The organism is Delftia sp. BGA-UO-ETr-SB1 (genome assembly GCF_059567865.1).
The window spans coordinates 716,584-729,732 of the sequence record NZ_JCAQOW010000005.1 but is presented as its reverse complement, the minus strand read 5'-3'; the positions used below and the strand labels follow the sequence as shown (position 1 = coordinate 729,732).

14 protein-coding genes are annotated in these 13,149 nt (G+C 68.9%); 5 read left to right on the top strand and 9 right to left on the bottom strand.

What is annotated here, in order from left to right; all coding sequences use genetic code 11:
• Positions 1 to 18: 18 nt before the first annotated feature.
• From panB to AC57B5_RS13425, 3 genes are all read right to left on the bottom strand, one after another.
• Positions 19 to 900, bottom strand: a complete 882-nt coding sequence (gene panB, locus AC57B5_RS13435; RefSeq protein ID WP_012203749.1) for a 3-methyl-2-oxobutanoate hydroxymethyltransferase — start codon at positions 898 to 900, stop codon at positions 19 to 21.
• 87 nt (positions 901 to 987) lie between these two features.
• Entirely contained in the window at positions 988 to 2,550 is a 1,563-nt protein-coding gene (locus tag AC57B5_RS13430) for a hypothetical protein (protein WP_496399721.1), read from the bottom strand.
• A gap of 3 nt (positions 2,551 to 2,553) precedes the next feature.
• Positions 2,554 to 3,783, bottom strand: coding sequence for an ATP-binding cassette domain-containing protein (locus tag AC57B5_RS13425; RefSeq protein ID WP_496399720.1), 1,230 nt, complete (start codon positions 3,781 to 3,783; stop codon positions 2,554 to 2,556).
• A gap of 165 nt (positions 3,784 to 3,948) precedes the next feature.
• On the opposite strand from AC57B5_RS13425, the gene AC57B5_RS13420 reads away from it, so the two are divergent.
• From AC57B5_RS13420 to AC57B5_RS13400, 5 genes are all read left to right on the top strand, one after another.
• Complete coding sequence (locus tag AC57B5_RS13420) at positions 3,949 to 4,674, top strand: Crp/Fnr family transcriptional regulator (RefSeq protein WP_496399719.1); 726 nt, start codon at positions 3,949 to 3,951, stop codon at positions 4,672 to 4,674.
• Between the two features lie 221 nt (positions 4,675 to 4,895).
• Entirely contained in the window at positions 4,896 to 5,207 is a 312-nt protein-coding gene (locus AC57B5_RS13415; protein WP_013803916.1) for a DUF4148 domain-containing protein, read from the top strand.
• A 189-nt stretch (positions 5,208 to 5,396) separates the two neighbouring features.
• Complete coding sequence (gene pabB, locus AC57B5_RS13410; RefSeq protein ID WP_496399718.1) at positions 5,397 to 6,578, top strand: aminodeoxychorismate synthase component I; 1,182 nt, start codon at positions 5,397 to 5,399, stop codon at positions 6,576 to 6,578.
• 14 nt (positions 6,579 to 6,592) lie between these two features.
• The gene (locus tag AC57B5_RS13405) at positions 6,593 to 7,228 is read left to right on the top strand and encodes an aminotransferase class IV (RefSeq protein ID WP_496399717.1); all 636 of its coding nucleotides are present in this window, start codon (positions 6,593 to 6,595) and stop codon (positions 7,226 to 7,228) included.
• A gap of 131 nt (positions 7,229 to 7,359) precedes the next feature.
• Complete coding sequence (locus AC57B5_RS13400; protein ID WP_239973943.1) at positions 7,360 to 8,343, top strand: Bug family tripartite tricarboxylate transporter substrate binding protein; 984 nt, start codon at positions 7,360 to 7,362, stop codon at positions 8,341 to 8,343.
• Between the two features lie 47 nt (positions 8,344 to 8,390).
• On the opposite strand, the gene AC57B5_RS13395 is transcribed toward AC57B5_RS13400, so the two are convergent.
• Genes AC57B5_RS13395 through panD form a run of 6 tightly spaced genes read right to left on the bottom strand, consistent with a single transcriptional unit; the run spans position 8,391 to position 13,078 of the window.
• Complete coding sequence (locus tag AC57B5_RS13395; protein ID WP_496399716.1) at positions 8,391 to 9,029, bottom strand: tRNA-uridine aminocarboxypropyltransferase; 639 nt, start codon at positions 9,027 to 9,029, stop codon at positions 8,391 to 8,393.
• Positions 9,030 to 9,044: 15 nt separating this feature from the next.
• Positions 9,045 to 9,404, bottom strand: coding sequence for a 5-carboxymethyl-2-hydroxymuconate Delta-isomerase (locus AC57B5_RS13390; protein ID WP_034390779.1), 360 nt, complete (start codon positions 9,402 to 9,404; stop codon positions 9,045 to 9,047).
• Positions 9,405 to 9,435: 31 nt separating this feature from the next.
• Positions 9,436 to 10,653, bottom strand: coding sequence for an 8-amino-7-oxononanoate synthase (bioF, locus tag AC57B5_RS13385; protein ID WP_496399715.1), 1,218 nt, complete (start codon positions 10,651 to 10,653; stop codon positions 9,436 to 9,438).
• Positions 10,650 to 11,351 carry a dethiobiotin synthase gene (gene bioD / locus AC57B5_RS13380; protein WP_013803910.1) on the bottom strand — a complete coding sequence of 234 codons (702 nt, stop codon included), beginning with the start codon at positions 11,349 to 11,351 and terminating at the stop codon, positions 10,650 to 10,652. Before bioD ends, bioF begins: the two co-directional genes overlap by 4 nt.
• Positions 11,348 to 12,670 (bottom strand): adenosylmethionine--8-amino-7-oxononanoate transaminase, encoded by a 1,323-nt coding sequence (bioA, locus tag AC57B5_RS13375; RefSeq protein WP_496399714.1) that lies wholly within the window; start codon positions 12,668 to 12,670, stop codon positions 11,348 to 11,350. Before bioA ends, bioD begins: the two co-directional genes overlap by 4 nt.
• Before the next feature lie 27 nt (positions 12,671 to 12,697).
• Positions 12,698 to 13,078 (bottom strand): aspartate 1-decarboxylase, encoded by a 381-nt coding sequence (gene panD / locus AC57B5_RS13370; RefSeq protein ID WP_012203760.1) that lies wholly within the window; start codon positions 13,076 to 13,078, stop codon positions 12,698 to 12,700.
• Positions 13,079 to 13,149: the final 71 nt, after the last annotated feature.

The following is a 13,149-nucleotide window of genomic DNA, read 5'->3' as shown; positions in this document are numbered from 1 at the left end:
ATCGTGCAGCCTGCCGGACTACCAGGCGTGCTTGCTGTCGTCGGGGAAGCTGCCGTTCTTCACGGCATGCACATAGGCCTCGAATGCGCCCTTGACGCTGCCCGCATCGGCCATGAAGTTGTGCACGAAGCGGGCCATCTTGCCCAGGTTCACGCCCAGCATGTCGTGCAGCACGAGGACCTGGCCGGCCGTGCCGCTGCCCGCGCCGATGCCGATGGTGTGGCAGTGCGGCAGCTCGGCCGTGAGTTCTCGCGACAGCTGTGCCGGCACCATCTCCAGCACCAGCATGGAGGCGCCTGCATCCTGCAGTTCTAGCGCATGGCGGCGCAGCGTGGCCGCGCCCTCGTCGCTCTTGCCCTGGACGCGGTAGCCGCCCAGCGCATGCACGGTCTGCGGCGTCAGGCCCAGGTGGGCGCAGACGGGCACGCCGCGCTCGACCAGGAACTGCACGGTGGGCGCGGTCCAGCCGCCGCCTTCGAGCTTGACCATATGGGCGCCGGCCTGCATCAGCTCGCAGGCGCTGCGCATGGCCTGCTCGCGGCTTTCTGCATAGCTGCCATAGGGCATGTCGGCGATCAGCCAGGCCGTGCCCTGCACGCGGTGCAGGCCGCGCGCCACGCTGGCGGTGTGGTAGCACATGTCCTGCAGCGACACGCCCACGGTGCTGTGCAGGCCCTGGCAGACCATGCCCAGCGAATCGCCCACCAAAATGCACTCCACGCCGGCCGCATCGGCCACGGCCGCGAAGGTGGCGTCATAGGCGGTGACCATGGTGATCTTCTCGCCGGCCTCGCGCATCTGCGCCAGGCGCGGAAGGCTCACGGGGCGGCGCTGGGGCAGCGGCGAGGCGGGAGGGATGGTGCCGTAGGGCGTGCCGGCGGTGACGGGTGCTTGGGTCATGGGGCGCTCGGAGGGGGATGGAATTGCCGCGAGTCTATGCGATGCGCGCGGGGGGCACCTGTCCCTGAGCTGTCCTTTGCTTTTCCGTCACCTTTCGGGCAGGCCACGCCATCGGCGCCACAGCGGAGACAGCAGGGCCACGAGCATGGCCGTGCTGGCTGCCACGGCAGGCGCGCCCATCAGCAGGTCCAGCCAGTGCTGGGTATCCGTCCAGGGGCCTGCGCTGCCGGTGGGTTGGGGCAACAGCAGTGCGGACCACTTGGACCAGGCGGCGGCGAGCCATATCAGGGCCAGCGACATGCCCAGGGCCAGCAGCACCGCGCCTGCCCAGGGGCGCTTGAGCACACGGATGCGCAGCCAGGCGACCGATATCAGCGCGGCTGGAAACAGCCCCAGCACATAGAGGTTGGTGATTCCCAGCATCCCGGCCAGCACGCTGCCAAGCAAGGTCAGGACCAGGCATGCGCCCCAGGCCACCAGCTGCATGGCAGGCATCAGGCGCACCAGCACCAGGGCCAAGGCGAGGAAAAAGCCAGCGCTGGCGGCCGCCAGCAACTGGGACATCCTTGGCCATTCGTCGTCGCGGGACCTGTCAGCGCGCCGCAGATGGCTTTCCTGGTAGGCCGGCAGGGCCAAGCCGTAGCGCGCGTGCTTCCATTGCACATGCTGCAGCGGGCTCCACCGGCTGTCGAACATCTCCAGCAGCATGAGCCACTCACGGTTGCTCTGGGCCAGATAGGTACCGAAGCATTTGCGCGGATCCGGCTCCAGATCCAAAGGCCTGCTGCGACCCAGGGCTGGTTTGCAGTTGGAGTTCTGCGCTCTGGATGCCTTCTCGCCATTCCCTGGTTCCGGGTTCGCGGCCAGGTAGGCGCGCCATTCCTCGGCCAGGGGGGATTGCAGCGCGCTGCGGTAGCTGGCCAGCAGGTGCTCCGCCTCGTCCTGGGCGGAGCTGGCAGACTGGCGCACATAGCCTCTGGCCTGCAATGGCTGGCCGTAGCGCTCGAGTGTCGCGGCAATCGCGGCATGGTCTCCGCGCATCAACCAGACCAGGGCCTGGATGCTCGGGTACTTCGCCGGATCGACCTCTTCCTCGCGCAGCACACGTATCCATTCCACGAGCATGGCCGCCTGGCGTGGCGCGACAAGCGCCTCCAGGGCTGCGACTTGCTCGACAGTCTGGATCTGTGCACTGACATCCGTGTCCGACCATTGGCGCTGCATCCGCATTTCATAGATGGGCGAAAAGGCGATCGCAGGCGCGAACAACAGCGATAGGAACAAGGCTCCCCACAGGTACTCCCAGCACAGGCCCCAGCGGCCCACGGGGGCGTGTTCGCGCCAGCGGTTGTGGATGCGCACGCGCAGCAACCACCACAGCGCCAGGCCGATCGCCACGATCCAGGCCACGACGAAGCCGATGTCCAGTGCCAATTGCTCGGGCGTTTGCCGGGCCGTGGACGCAACGCCGGGCAGGGAGCCCATCCAGCGCGCGGGTTCGGCCATCCATTGCATCCAGATGCCCAGCACCAGCACGCACCACAGCAGCGCCAGCGGCAGATACCAGTGCAGGCGCAGCTGCCACAGCAGGGGGCAGCGCATCAGCACCCATTGGTCCCAGCGGTTCGTCATATCGGAAAAACGTGGCATGGCTCAGTCCCTCACGAACAGGCGGCGGGTGGATGCGGTGATGTCGCGGAAATAGCGCACGGGCATCTCTGCCTGCACGGCCTGTGTCAGGAACTGCGCTGCCGTGAACGGCACGTGAAAACTCACGATGTGGGTCTGGCCGCTGAGCTGGTGCGTATGGGATGGCAGCCGGTCCAGCCAGGGTTTCAGTTGCGCCATGGCCCAGCCGGTCTCGAACTCGATGGCACAGCCTTCCATGGCGGCAAAGCTCTGCTGAACGCTGCGTGGCTGGCCTTGCTCCAGGAACAGCACCTGGTCGGCCACCTTTTCCACTTCGTACAGCTGCTGTGAACTCAGCACCAGGGCCATGGGTTGCCAGGGCGAGCGCGCCAGCGACTGCAGATCGGTCAGCAGGGTCTGCTGGGCGTTGATGTCCAGATTGGCCAGCGGCTCGTCCAGCAGCAGCACGCGCGGCCGGCAGAGCAGGGCGCGCGCCAGCTCGAAGCGCATCTTGTAGCCCGAGGACAGCTGTTTCCACTGGTGGCCCCGGAAGGCGCGCAGCCCCAGCTGCGCGATGACCAGCTGTACCAGGCAGATGTTGCGTTGGCCCACGGCGCCATGGCTGCGCGCGGCGAATTGCAGATGGTCCATCAGGCGCCCGCCCCAGACGGCCGGGCGCTGGGGGATATAGGCGAGCTGGGTGCGCAGCAGATAGGCATCGGCGGCGGGAACGCCCCAGTCCAGCTGCCCCGCGTCGGGCGCCAGATCGGCGGCCAGCAGGCGCAGCAAGGTGGTCTTGCCGTTGCCGTTCTCGCCCACCAGTCCCAGGATGGTGCCGGGCTCCACGGCCACATCCACCGGCCCCAGCGCAAAGCCGCCGCGCCGGTAGCGCTTGACCAGTTGCCGACCCTGTACACGGTACGCGCGGTGCGCACGGTGCGCGCGGTGAGGTGCGGAATCGGCCTGCAGCGCCTGGCCCGGGGCATGGGCGGCATGCAGGGCATCGAAGGCCTGCTGCACCAGCGCGCGGCGTGGCTCTGCGCCGGAATCGGCCGCAAGGCCATCCCAGGCGTCCAGCGCAGTCAGCAGGCTCTGCTGCACGGCGGTTTCGGCCGGCAGGGCGGCGTCTATGAGTGCACGCCACGCGCCATGCCATTGCTGGCTGGCGATCGCCTGTTCCACGGATTGCGCCCAGGCCGCCACGGTGGCCTGCGGGCGCGCGGGTGGTCGTGCCGATTCGATGCTCGATTCCATGAAGCCCTCCCTTTTTTCTGTGCTGCGCGGTGCGGCCATCCGGGGAGCCGGACAGTGCGATTCCCGGCGCGCGACGAGTCTATGCGATCCCGCTATGCTGTACTTCCCGCGACGGACGACAGGGCCCGCACAGGCCCTGCGGATGCGCTTCAACGGTGTTGCACCATGTCCGGTTCCTTACAGACATCTCCGCTTCTTCCCGCCGTGGCCTGGCAGGGCCTGCGCCAGGTCCATGTGCTGCAAAGCCTGACCGACGAGCGACTGGCCGAACTGGCGGCGCAATGCCGCTGGCAGCATCTGGCGCTGCACCAGACGCTGGAGGGCGCGTACACCGATCAGCGTCTCTACATGCTCGTGCAGGGCGGCTTGCGCGTCAGCAGCTATGCCCCCAACGGGCGCGGGCTCACGCTGGGCGAGATTGCCCAGGGCGTGTTCTTCGGCGGCCTGCCGCAGCAGCAGGTGGGCTGCACGGCCATGCCCCTGGTGGTCGAGGCAGGCGTCCCCAGCCTGATTGCCTCGCTGGCCCATGAGGATGTGGAAGCCCTGCTCATGAACGAGCCCCAGGTCCTGCGCGCCTTCATCGGCCGGCTCAGCGACCTGGCCGTGGCGCTGGCGCGCCGCATGGTGGATCTGGGAACGCTGTCGGTGCGCAGCCGCCTGCATACCCAGTTGCTGGAACGTGCCGAGCGCGCGGGCATCGACCAGGGGCAGGCCCTGCTGGTGCCCGCACCCCGGCAGACCGACCTGGCCCTGATGCTGGGCTCCAGCCGCGAGGAAGTGGCGCGCGAGATGTCGCGCCTGGTGCGCCTGGGCCTGCTGCGGCGCGAAGGCCGCAACCTGCGCATCTGCCATGTCGAAGGCCTGCGCGTGCTGCTTGAGGAAGCGCGCTGAGCCTTTTCTGCCGCGGCTGTTTCAAGCCGCGAAAAACACTGTTTCAGGAACGCGTGAATTCGCCCTCTGTCGAGGGGAGCACGGGTGAAAAGGCAGCGGGCCGCCCGGGCCGGATGCGAAAACACGTGAGAAAACGCACAGACGAAGAATGCTGCAGCGCCGCATAGTACGTCCATGCCGTGAGGAAATGAATGCCGAGCGGCCTTTTGAAAGGATCTGACATGCGTACCCTCTCCGCTGCACTGGCCGCCCTGACCCTGGGCCTCGCCGGCACTGCAATGGCCCAAGAAGCCGTTTCCCCCTCGTCCTCCGCCACCGCAGGCCTGAGCCGCGCCGAAGTGCTGGCCGACCTCGAAATGTGGCACCAGGCGGGCATGACCTACCTGCCCTCGCCTTCGGCTGACCGCGACATCAGCTACAACTCGGCCGAATACCAGCGCGGCCTGGCCCGCTACCAGCAACTGCGCAGCGGCCCCGCCTACCGTGAGGCCGTGGCCCGCCTGGAAGGCCAGCACACCGTCACGCAGAAGTGATGTGAATGGATATGGGTCCGGCATGGTGCCGGGCCTGTTGGTGGAAAGCGTCCTTTCGGGATGCTTGGTTTGGCGCCCTTCGGGGCGCTTTTTTGTTTCCCTCGCTCTACACTGGGCGGCCCCGTGTCAGTGGCTGCTATCGATAGCGAAGCTGCTGATGCAAGTACAGCATGCGTTGACGGCCGTTTTGTGAAGTTTCTGATCGATTTTCCCAACCCCCATGACGGTTCGGCCGCCCGGCTGCGCCATGGCTTCGGACCGCCGCTGCGCAGCCTGGCAGCCCATGCGCCCGAGCAGGTGCGCGGTGTGCTTGACGCCGTGCAGCAGGCCGCCCAGGCCGGCCTGTGGTGCCTGGGCTGGGTGCGCTACGAGGCGGCGGCGGCGTTTGACGCGGCCTACGCGGGCGCCTTGCATGCCACGCCGCAAGGCGAGCCGCTGGCCTGGTTTGCCGTCTTCGACGGCCCCCGGCCCTGGCCTGAAGACGCGGACGCAGTCGATGCCGGCCCTCAGGTGCAATCTCAGGTGCAATCTCAGGTGGAATCTCAGGTGCAATGGCAGCCCGGCCTGGAGCGTGCCGATTTCGATGCCGCCATCGCGCGCATCCACGAGGCGATTGCGGCCGGTGACTGCTATCAGATCAATTACACGGCCCAGTTCATGGGCCGGCTGCTGGGCGACATTCCATCGCTGTTCGCCGCGCTGCGCCGCGCCCAGCCCGGCGGCTACGTGGCCTGCATGGACAGCGGCGACGAGCGGGTGCTGTCCGTCTCGCCCGAGCTGTTCTTCGACTGGGATGGCGAACGCATCCTCACGCGCCCCATGAAGGGCACGGCGCCCCGTGGCGCCACGCCTGCACAGGACGAGGCGAACGTCCAGGCCATGCGGTCCTCGCCCAAGGAGCGGGCCGAGAACGTGATGATCGTGGACCTGCTGCGCAACGATGTCTCGCGCATTGCCGAGCCTTTCAGCGTCCAGGTGCCGCGCCTGTTCCATGCCGAACCCCTGCCCACCGTGTGGCAGATGACGTCCGACGTGCAGGCGCGCACGCGGCCCGGCACGGGCCTGGCGGACGTGTTTGCGGCGCTGTTTCCCTGCGGCTCCATCACGGGCGCGCCCAAGCGCCAGGCCATGCGGCTCATCCACGAGCTGGAACCGGGTCCGCGCGGCGTGTACTGCGGCGCCGTGGGCGTGGTGCGGCCCGGCATCGCAGCGGGGCGCGTGCACGCCACCTTCAATGTGCCCATACGCACGGTGGTGGCGCGTGGCACGGAACTGCGCTGCGGCATCGGCAGCGGCATCACCTCGGGCGCCGAGGCGCCTGCCGAATGGCAGGAATGGCGCCACAAGAGGGCTTTTCTGGACAAGGTGTGAAAGGGCGTGCAGCCATGGCGGATACGGACTTCGATTTCGACATTCTGGAAACCCTGGCCCTGCGGGATGGCGGTTTCATCCACCTGCAGCGCCATGTGACGCGCATGCAGGACGCGGCGCGGCATTTCGGCCGGCCCTGCACGGATGCCGTGCTGGAGCAGGCATTGCAGCAGCTGCGCCAGGCGCACGCCAGCGGCCACTGGCGCGTGCGCCTGGCGCTGGATGCCACGGGGCGGATACAGACCCAGGCGGCGCCGCTGCCGCCTTCCGCCACGCCTGTTCGGCTGGCGCTGGCCGACCGGCCCATCGCCAATGCGGTGGCGCATGGCGACTGGGTGCGTTTCAAGACCTCGCGCCGCGCGCACTACGACAGCCTGCAGCCCACCGATGCCTCGGTGTTCGACACCGTGCTCCACAACGAGGACGGCGAGATCACCGAGGGCACGCGCGGCAACATCGCCGTGCTGCTGGCGGGCCGCTGGGTGACCCCGCCGCTGTCCAGCGGCCTGCTGCCCGGCGTGGGCCGCGCTGTGGCGCTGGACGAGGGCCGCGTGGTGGAGCACCCGGTGCGGCTGGACGATCTGCCGCGCGTGCAGGGCTGGACCTTCGTCAACAGCCTGCGCGGCTGGCTGCCGGCAGTTCTGCGCTGAGCTGCAGGCTAGGGCGGAACTCATGGTTTTCAGGGATGGATTCCACAAGGCAATGTCAGACAATCGGTGAATATTGTTGAGCAATATCATTTTGATTGTTGGCTGATGCCTGTCTCCCCTGAGATCGATCCATGCATGAATTCCGTATTTCCCGCCGCGCGCTGATCAGCGCCGCGGCTGTCCTGGCGGCGGGCCCGCTGTGCGCCCAGACCACCTATCCCAACAAGCCCATTCGCGTCGTCGTCGGCTACGCGGCAGGCGGCTCGGTCGACCTGGTGGGGCGCGTGGTGGGTGACATCCTGGCCAAGCACCTCAATGCGACCGTCGTGGTCGACAACGTGCCCGGTGCCGCCGGCGTGGTGGCCGCGCAGCGCGTGGTCGGTGCCAAGGCCGACGGCTATACCCTGCTCGCAGGCTCCAGCAACGAATTGGCGGGCACGAAGTTCGTCAACGCCGCGCAGAAGTACGACCCGGCCACGGACCTGACCGGCATCGCGCTGACCGGCGTGCTGCCCAACCTGTGGGTGGCCGGCACCAAGATGCCGGCCAGGACCATCGACGAGTTCATCGCCCTGGCCAAGGCCCATCCCGGCAAGTACAGCTACGGCAGCCCGGGCATCGGGTCCACGCCGCATTTCTCGGGCGAGCTGATCAAGAAGATTGCCGGGGTGGACATCGTCCATGTGCCCTACAAGGGATCGGCCGCGATGACCAGCGACCTGGCCGGCGGCAACCTGGATTTCGCCATCGTCTCTCCCTCGGTGGCGGCTCCGTTCATCCAGAGCGGCAAGATCAAGGCCCTGGGCGTGACCACGGCCCACCGCATCGCCATGATGAAGGACGTGCCCGCACTGGGCGAGAACGCGGCGCTCAAGGGCTATGCGCTGAGCGGCTGGTTCGGGCTGGTGGGGCCCAAGGACCTGCCTGCCGAGGTGGTGGCCAGCCTGCAGAAGGCCTTGAAGGCGGGCCTGGCCGATCCGGCGATGCGCGCGCGCCTGGAAGGGGCGGGCATCATTGCCCCCACGGGCGACGAAAACCTGGCCCAGATCATCCGTACCGACATGGGCAAGTACGCCGAACTGGTCAAGTTCGCCAAGATCACGCCGGAAAACTGAAGCAGGGCCGGCCGCCATGAAAAACGCCTCGCTCCCCGAGGCGTTTTTCATTCGGGCCTGTGCAGGGCATGCAGGGACAGCAGCCCCTCGAACGCATCGCGCAGCGGCTGCAGCGACGGGCCGGCAGGCGCCAGCCGTTGCAGCGCGCAGGCCGCTGCCTCCAGCGTGGACAGCTGGCCCGGCGCATGGGCCTTGCGCAGGGCGCCGTAGTGCGAGGTGGGCAGGTCGCCCTGCAGTGCCAGGCGCGGCAGGGCCTGCAGGCCGGGGTTGAGGTAGAGCATCTTGCGGCTCTTGCGCCAGGTGGCGTCCAGCACCACCAGGCGCAGGTCCTCGGGGCATGGCGCGGGCTGCGGCCAGGGCGCTTGCCTGGCCAGGCCCAGCTGATCGCCGTGCGGTGTTTCCGGATAGAGCAGTACGGCCTGCCGCGGGGCGTCGCCCGACTGCCAGGGCGCGTGCAGCAGTGCCTGCAGCTGCGCTGGCTCGAAGGCCTCGCCCACCGCCAGGCGGCTGGCGGGCAGGCACAGGTGCAGCAGCCGGCCCGTGCCCTTGGCCTGCAGTTCTTCCTCGGGATGCTGGAGCACCAGCAGCTGCACCGCATGCGGCACCGGCTGCACCAGGGGGCACAGGCAGGTGCGCTCAGGGCGCAGGCATTGCGCGCAGCGTGCGCGGGTGCTCACGGCGGACAAGGCCCGGCGCCTGCCTTACAGGCGACCCTTGTAGTAGCTGGGCTTGTCCATGTCGGCGATTTCCACGCTGAGCTGGACCATCATGCCGGCCGGCTGGGGCGTGAGGCGGCGCAGCACCGCGGCAATGCCTTCGGACAGTTCTTTCTTGGCCGTGTCGGTACGGCCCGCCAGCAGGCGCAGCTGCACGTGGACGAAGCCTCGGTTGGCGGGGGCCGAGCCGATCTCGAACTGGCTGACTGGCAGCAGGCGGGCCTTGACGTCGGCCTCGTCCAGGATGCTGGGGTGGCTGCAGACGAAGGCGTTGAGTTCGGTCAGCAGTTGCTGGCCGGGCAGGCCGGCGAGGTTGTCGGTGTATTCGACGTAGAGATGGGGCATGGATGTCTCCGTTCCGGTGGTGAAGAGGGATTCAGGGGAGGGGTGGGGCCAGGCGCGAGACCTCGTCCAGCGCCGTCAGCAGCAGCTGCACGTCGATGCGCGTGTGGGAGGCCGACAGCGCAATGCGCAGCCGCGCCGTGCCTTCGGGCACGGTGGGCGGGCGGATGGCGGGCACCCACAGGCCGCACTCGCGCAGGCCTTCCATCACGGCCAGGGCCGTGGCGTTGGAGCCTATGACCAGGGCCTGCACGGCGGTGCGTGAGGGCAGCAACTGCCAGCCCGTGCGCGCCAGCAGCGGCGTGAGGCCGGCGCGCAGCTCGGCAATGCGTTCGGCCAGGGCCTCGCGGCGCTCGTCCTCGGCCTCGATCAGGGCCACGCTGGCCTGCAGCGCGCTGGCCAGCATGGGCGGCGCGGCCGTGGCGAAGATGTAGCTGCGCGTCTTTTGCAGCAGCCATTCGACCAGCATGTCGCTGCCCGCGACAAAGGCACCGGCCACGCCAGCGGCCTTGCCCAGCGTGGCCATGTAGAGCACGCGGGGCGAGGCGTTTGCGCCCGTCAGTCCCGCCTCGGCCAGGCTGCCCCGGCCTTGTGGGCCCAGCACGCCGAAGCCATGCGCGTCGTCGAGCAGCAGCAGCGCGTCGTGCTGCTCGCACAGCGCCAGCAGTCCCCGGATGTCGGCCACATTGCCGTCCATGCTGAACACGGCATCGCTGATGACCAGCTTGCGGCGGGCCGTGCTGGCGGCCAGTTGCGCGGCCAGATCGGTCAGGTCGGCATGGGCATAGCGGTGGACCTGGGCGCGCGACAGGCGGGCGCCGTCGATCAGGCAGGCGTGGTTGAGCGCATCGGAGAACAGGGCATCGCCCGCGCCCACCAGGGCCGGCACGATGCCGGCATTGGTGGCGTAGCCCGCATAGAAGTAGAGCGCGCGCGGCAGTTGCACGAAGTGCGCCAGCTGTTCCTCCAGCGCGGCGTTGGCCGTGCTGTGGCCGCTGACCAGGGGCGAGCCGCCCGAGCCGACGCCAAAGGCCTGGGCGCCCGCGCAGGCGGCGCGCACCAGGGTGGGGTGGCCGGCCAGGCCCAGGTAGTCGTTGCTGCAAAAGGCCAGCATGGGGTGGCCGTCCACCTCCATGTGAGCGCCGCTGGCGGCGCCCTGCAGCGGCGCCGTGGCGCGGCGGCGGCGGCGCAGGTGGGCCGCGTCGAGCTCGGCGATGCGCGCGGGGATGTCGTCCAGCCAGGAGCCGCTCATTGCCATTGCTCCGGCAGGGTGTAGGTGGTGGCGCGCGGGTCGGGGTGCTGCTGGAAGGGGATGTCGGCCAGCAGCGGCGCCTGCAGTTGCCGGTCCAGGTGCTGGCGCAGCCAGGCCATGTTTTCCTCGGGCACCAGCATGGCGGGGTCCACGCGGCTGGCAATCCAGCCGGCCAGGCGCAGGCCGCGCGCGCGGATGGCCTCGGCCGTGAGGGCGGCGTGGTTCAGGCAGCCCAGCCGCAGGCCCACGACCATGACCACGGGCAGGTCCAGCGCGCAGGCCAGGTCGGCGCCCGAGAGCTGGTCGGACAGCGGCACGAGAAAGCCGCCCGCGCCTTCCACCACCACGGCGTCGGCCTGTTCGGCTAGGCGCCGGTAGCTGTCCACGATGTGTGCGATCTCTATGGAGCGGCCGGCGCGCTGCGCGGCGATGTGCGGCGACATGGGATCGGGCAGCAGCACGGGGTTGTCCAGTTCGGGCGGCACGGTCAGGGTGGAGGCGGCGCGCAGCGCCAGCGTGTCCTCGTTGGCCCAGCCGCCCTGGCCGTCGGGCTCGGCGCCTGCGGCCACGGCCTTCATGCCCACCACGCGGGCATGGTGGCGGGCCAGCGCATGCAGCAGCCCGCAGGAGGCCAGGGTCTTGCCCACGCCCGTGTCGGTGCCGGTGACAAAGCAGCCAATGGTGCGGTGGGCGTTCACGAACGGTTCTCCTGGGCCAGGGTGTCTTCAAGGGCGGCCAGCGCGCTGGCGGCCAGGTGCTGCACGGCCTCTTCGTCCAGCAAATAGGGAGGCATGGCGTAGAGGGTGTTGCTGATAGGGCGCAGCAGCAGCCCGCGCTCCAGTGCGGCTGCGCTGTAGCGGCGCGAGAAGTCGGGCAGGGAGGTCTGCACATCCCAGGCCCAGATCATTCCCTGGCGCCGTGCGTGGCGCACGCGGGCGTGCTGGTTCAAAGGGGTGAAGGCGCCGTCAAGCCTTTGCGCCAGCGCGAGGTTGGCGTTGATGGCATCGGTCTGCTCGAACAGCTCCAGCGTGGCCAGGGCCGCGCGGCAGGCCAGCGGGTTGCCGGTGTACGAGTGCGAGTGCAGGAAGCCGCGCGCCACGGAATCGTCGTAGAAGGCGGCGTAGACGGTCTCGGTGGTCAGCACGGCCGACAGGGCCAGCGTGCCGCCCGTCAGGCCCTTGGACAGGCAGATGAAGTCCGGCCGTATGCCGGCCTGCTGGTGGGCGAACATGCTGCCCGTGCGGCCGAAGCCCACGGCGATCTCGTCCACCACCAGGTGCACCTCGTAGCGGTCGCACAGGGCGCGCGCCAGGCGCAGGTATTCGGGGTCGTGCATGGCCATGCCGGCCGCGCACTGCACCAGCGGCTCGACGATGAGGGCGGCCGTGGTCTCGTGGTGCTGCTCCAGCCACTGGCGCAGGCCTTCGGCGGCGCGCCGTGCCACATCGGCCGGGCTTTCGCCGCCTTGCGCGCCGCGTGCATCGGGGCTGGGCACGGTGTCGGCCAGGCGCACCAGGGGGGCATAGGCTTCGCGGAAGATGGGAATATCGGTCACGGCCAGCGCGCCCACGGTTTCGCCGTGGTAGCCGCCGGCCAGGCCGGCAAAGCGGCTCTTGGCGGGGCGGCCCAGGTTGCGCCAGTAGTGCGCGCTCATCTTGAGGGCGATCTCGGTGGCCGATGCGCCGTCGCTGCCGTAGAAGGCATGGCCCAGGCCGGTGAGCGTGGCCAGCCGTTCGGACAGCTCGACCACGGGCGCGTGCGTGAAGCCGGCCAGCATCACATGGTCAAGCCGGGCGAGCTGGTCGGTGAGCGCGGCCTGGATGTGCGGATGGCTGTGGCCGAAGAGGTTGACCCACCAGGAGCTGACGCCATCCAGGTAGCGGCGTCCTTCGGTGTCGTGGAGCCAGGGCCCCTGGGCGCGCGCGATGGCGATGGGGGGCGCGGCCTCGTGCCGCTTCATCTGGGTGCAGGGGTGCCACACAGCCGCAAGGCTGCGGGCGGCAAGCGATTGAGTCATCGCGCGATTGTCACACCGCAGCGCAGCTCACAGCTGCTGCGTGGGAACGTGGTGGCGCAGTTCGACCTGGCGGTTGGCATCATCCACGAAGACCAGCTGCGGCTGGTGCGTGGCCACGTCGGTCTCATGCACCTGGGCGAAGGAGGCAATGATCAGCAGGTCGCCCACGGCGGCACGGCGCGCGGCCGAGCCGTTGACCGAGATCATGCCGCTGCCGCGCTGGCCCTTGATGGCATAGGTGACGAAGCGCTCGCCGTTGTCGATGTTCCAGATGTGCACCTGCTCGTTCTCGACGATGTTGGCGGCGTCCAGCAGGTCCTCGTCGATGGCGCAGGAGCCTTCATAGTGCAGCTCGCATTGCGTGGTCTTGACGCGGTGGATCTTGGATTTGAGCAGGGTGCGGAACATGTTTTGTCTCTCGAGGGGCGCTTTGCGCGGTCTTGATGGGGCCTGGGCTGGCAAAAAAAGCCACCAAGTCT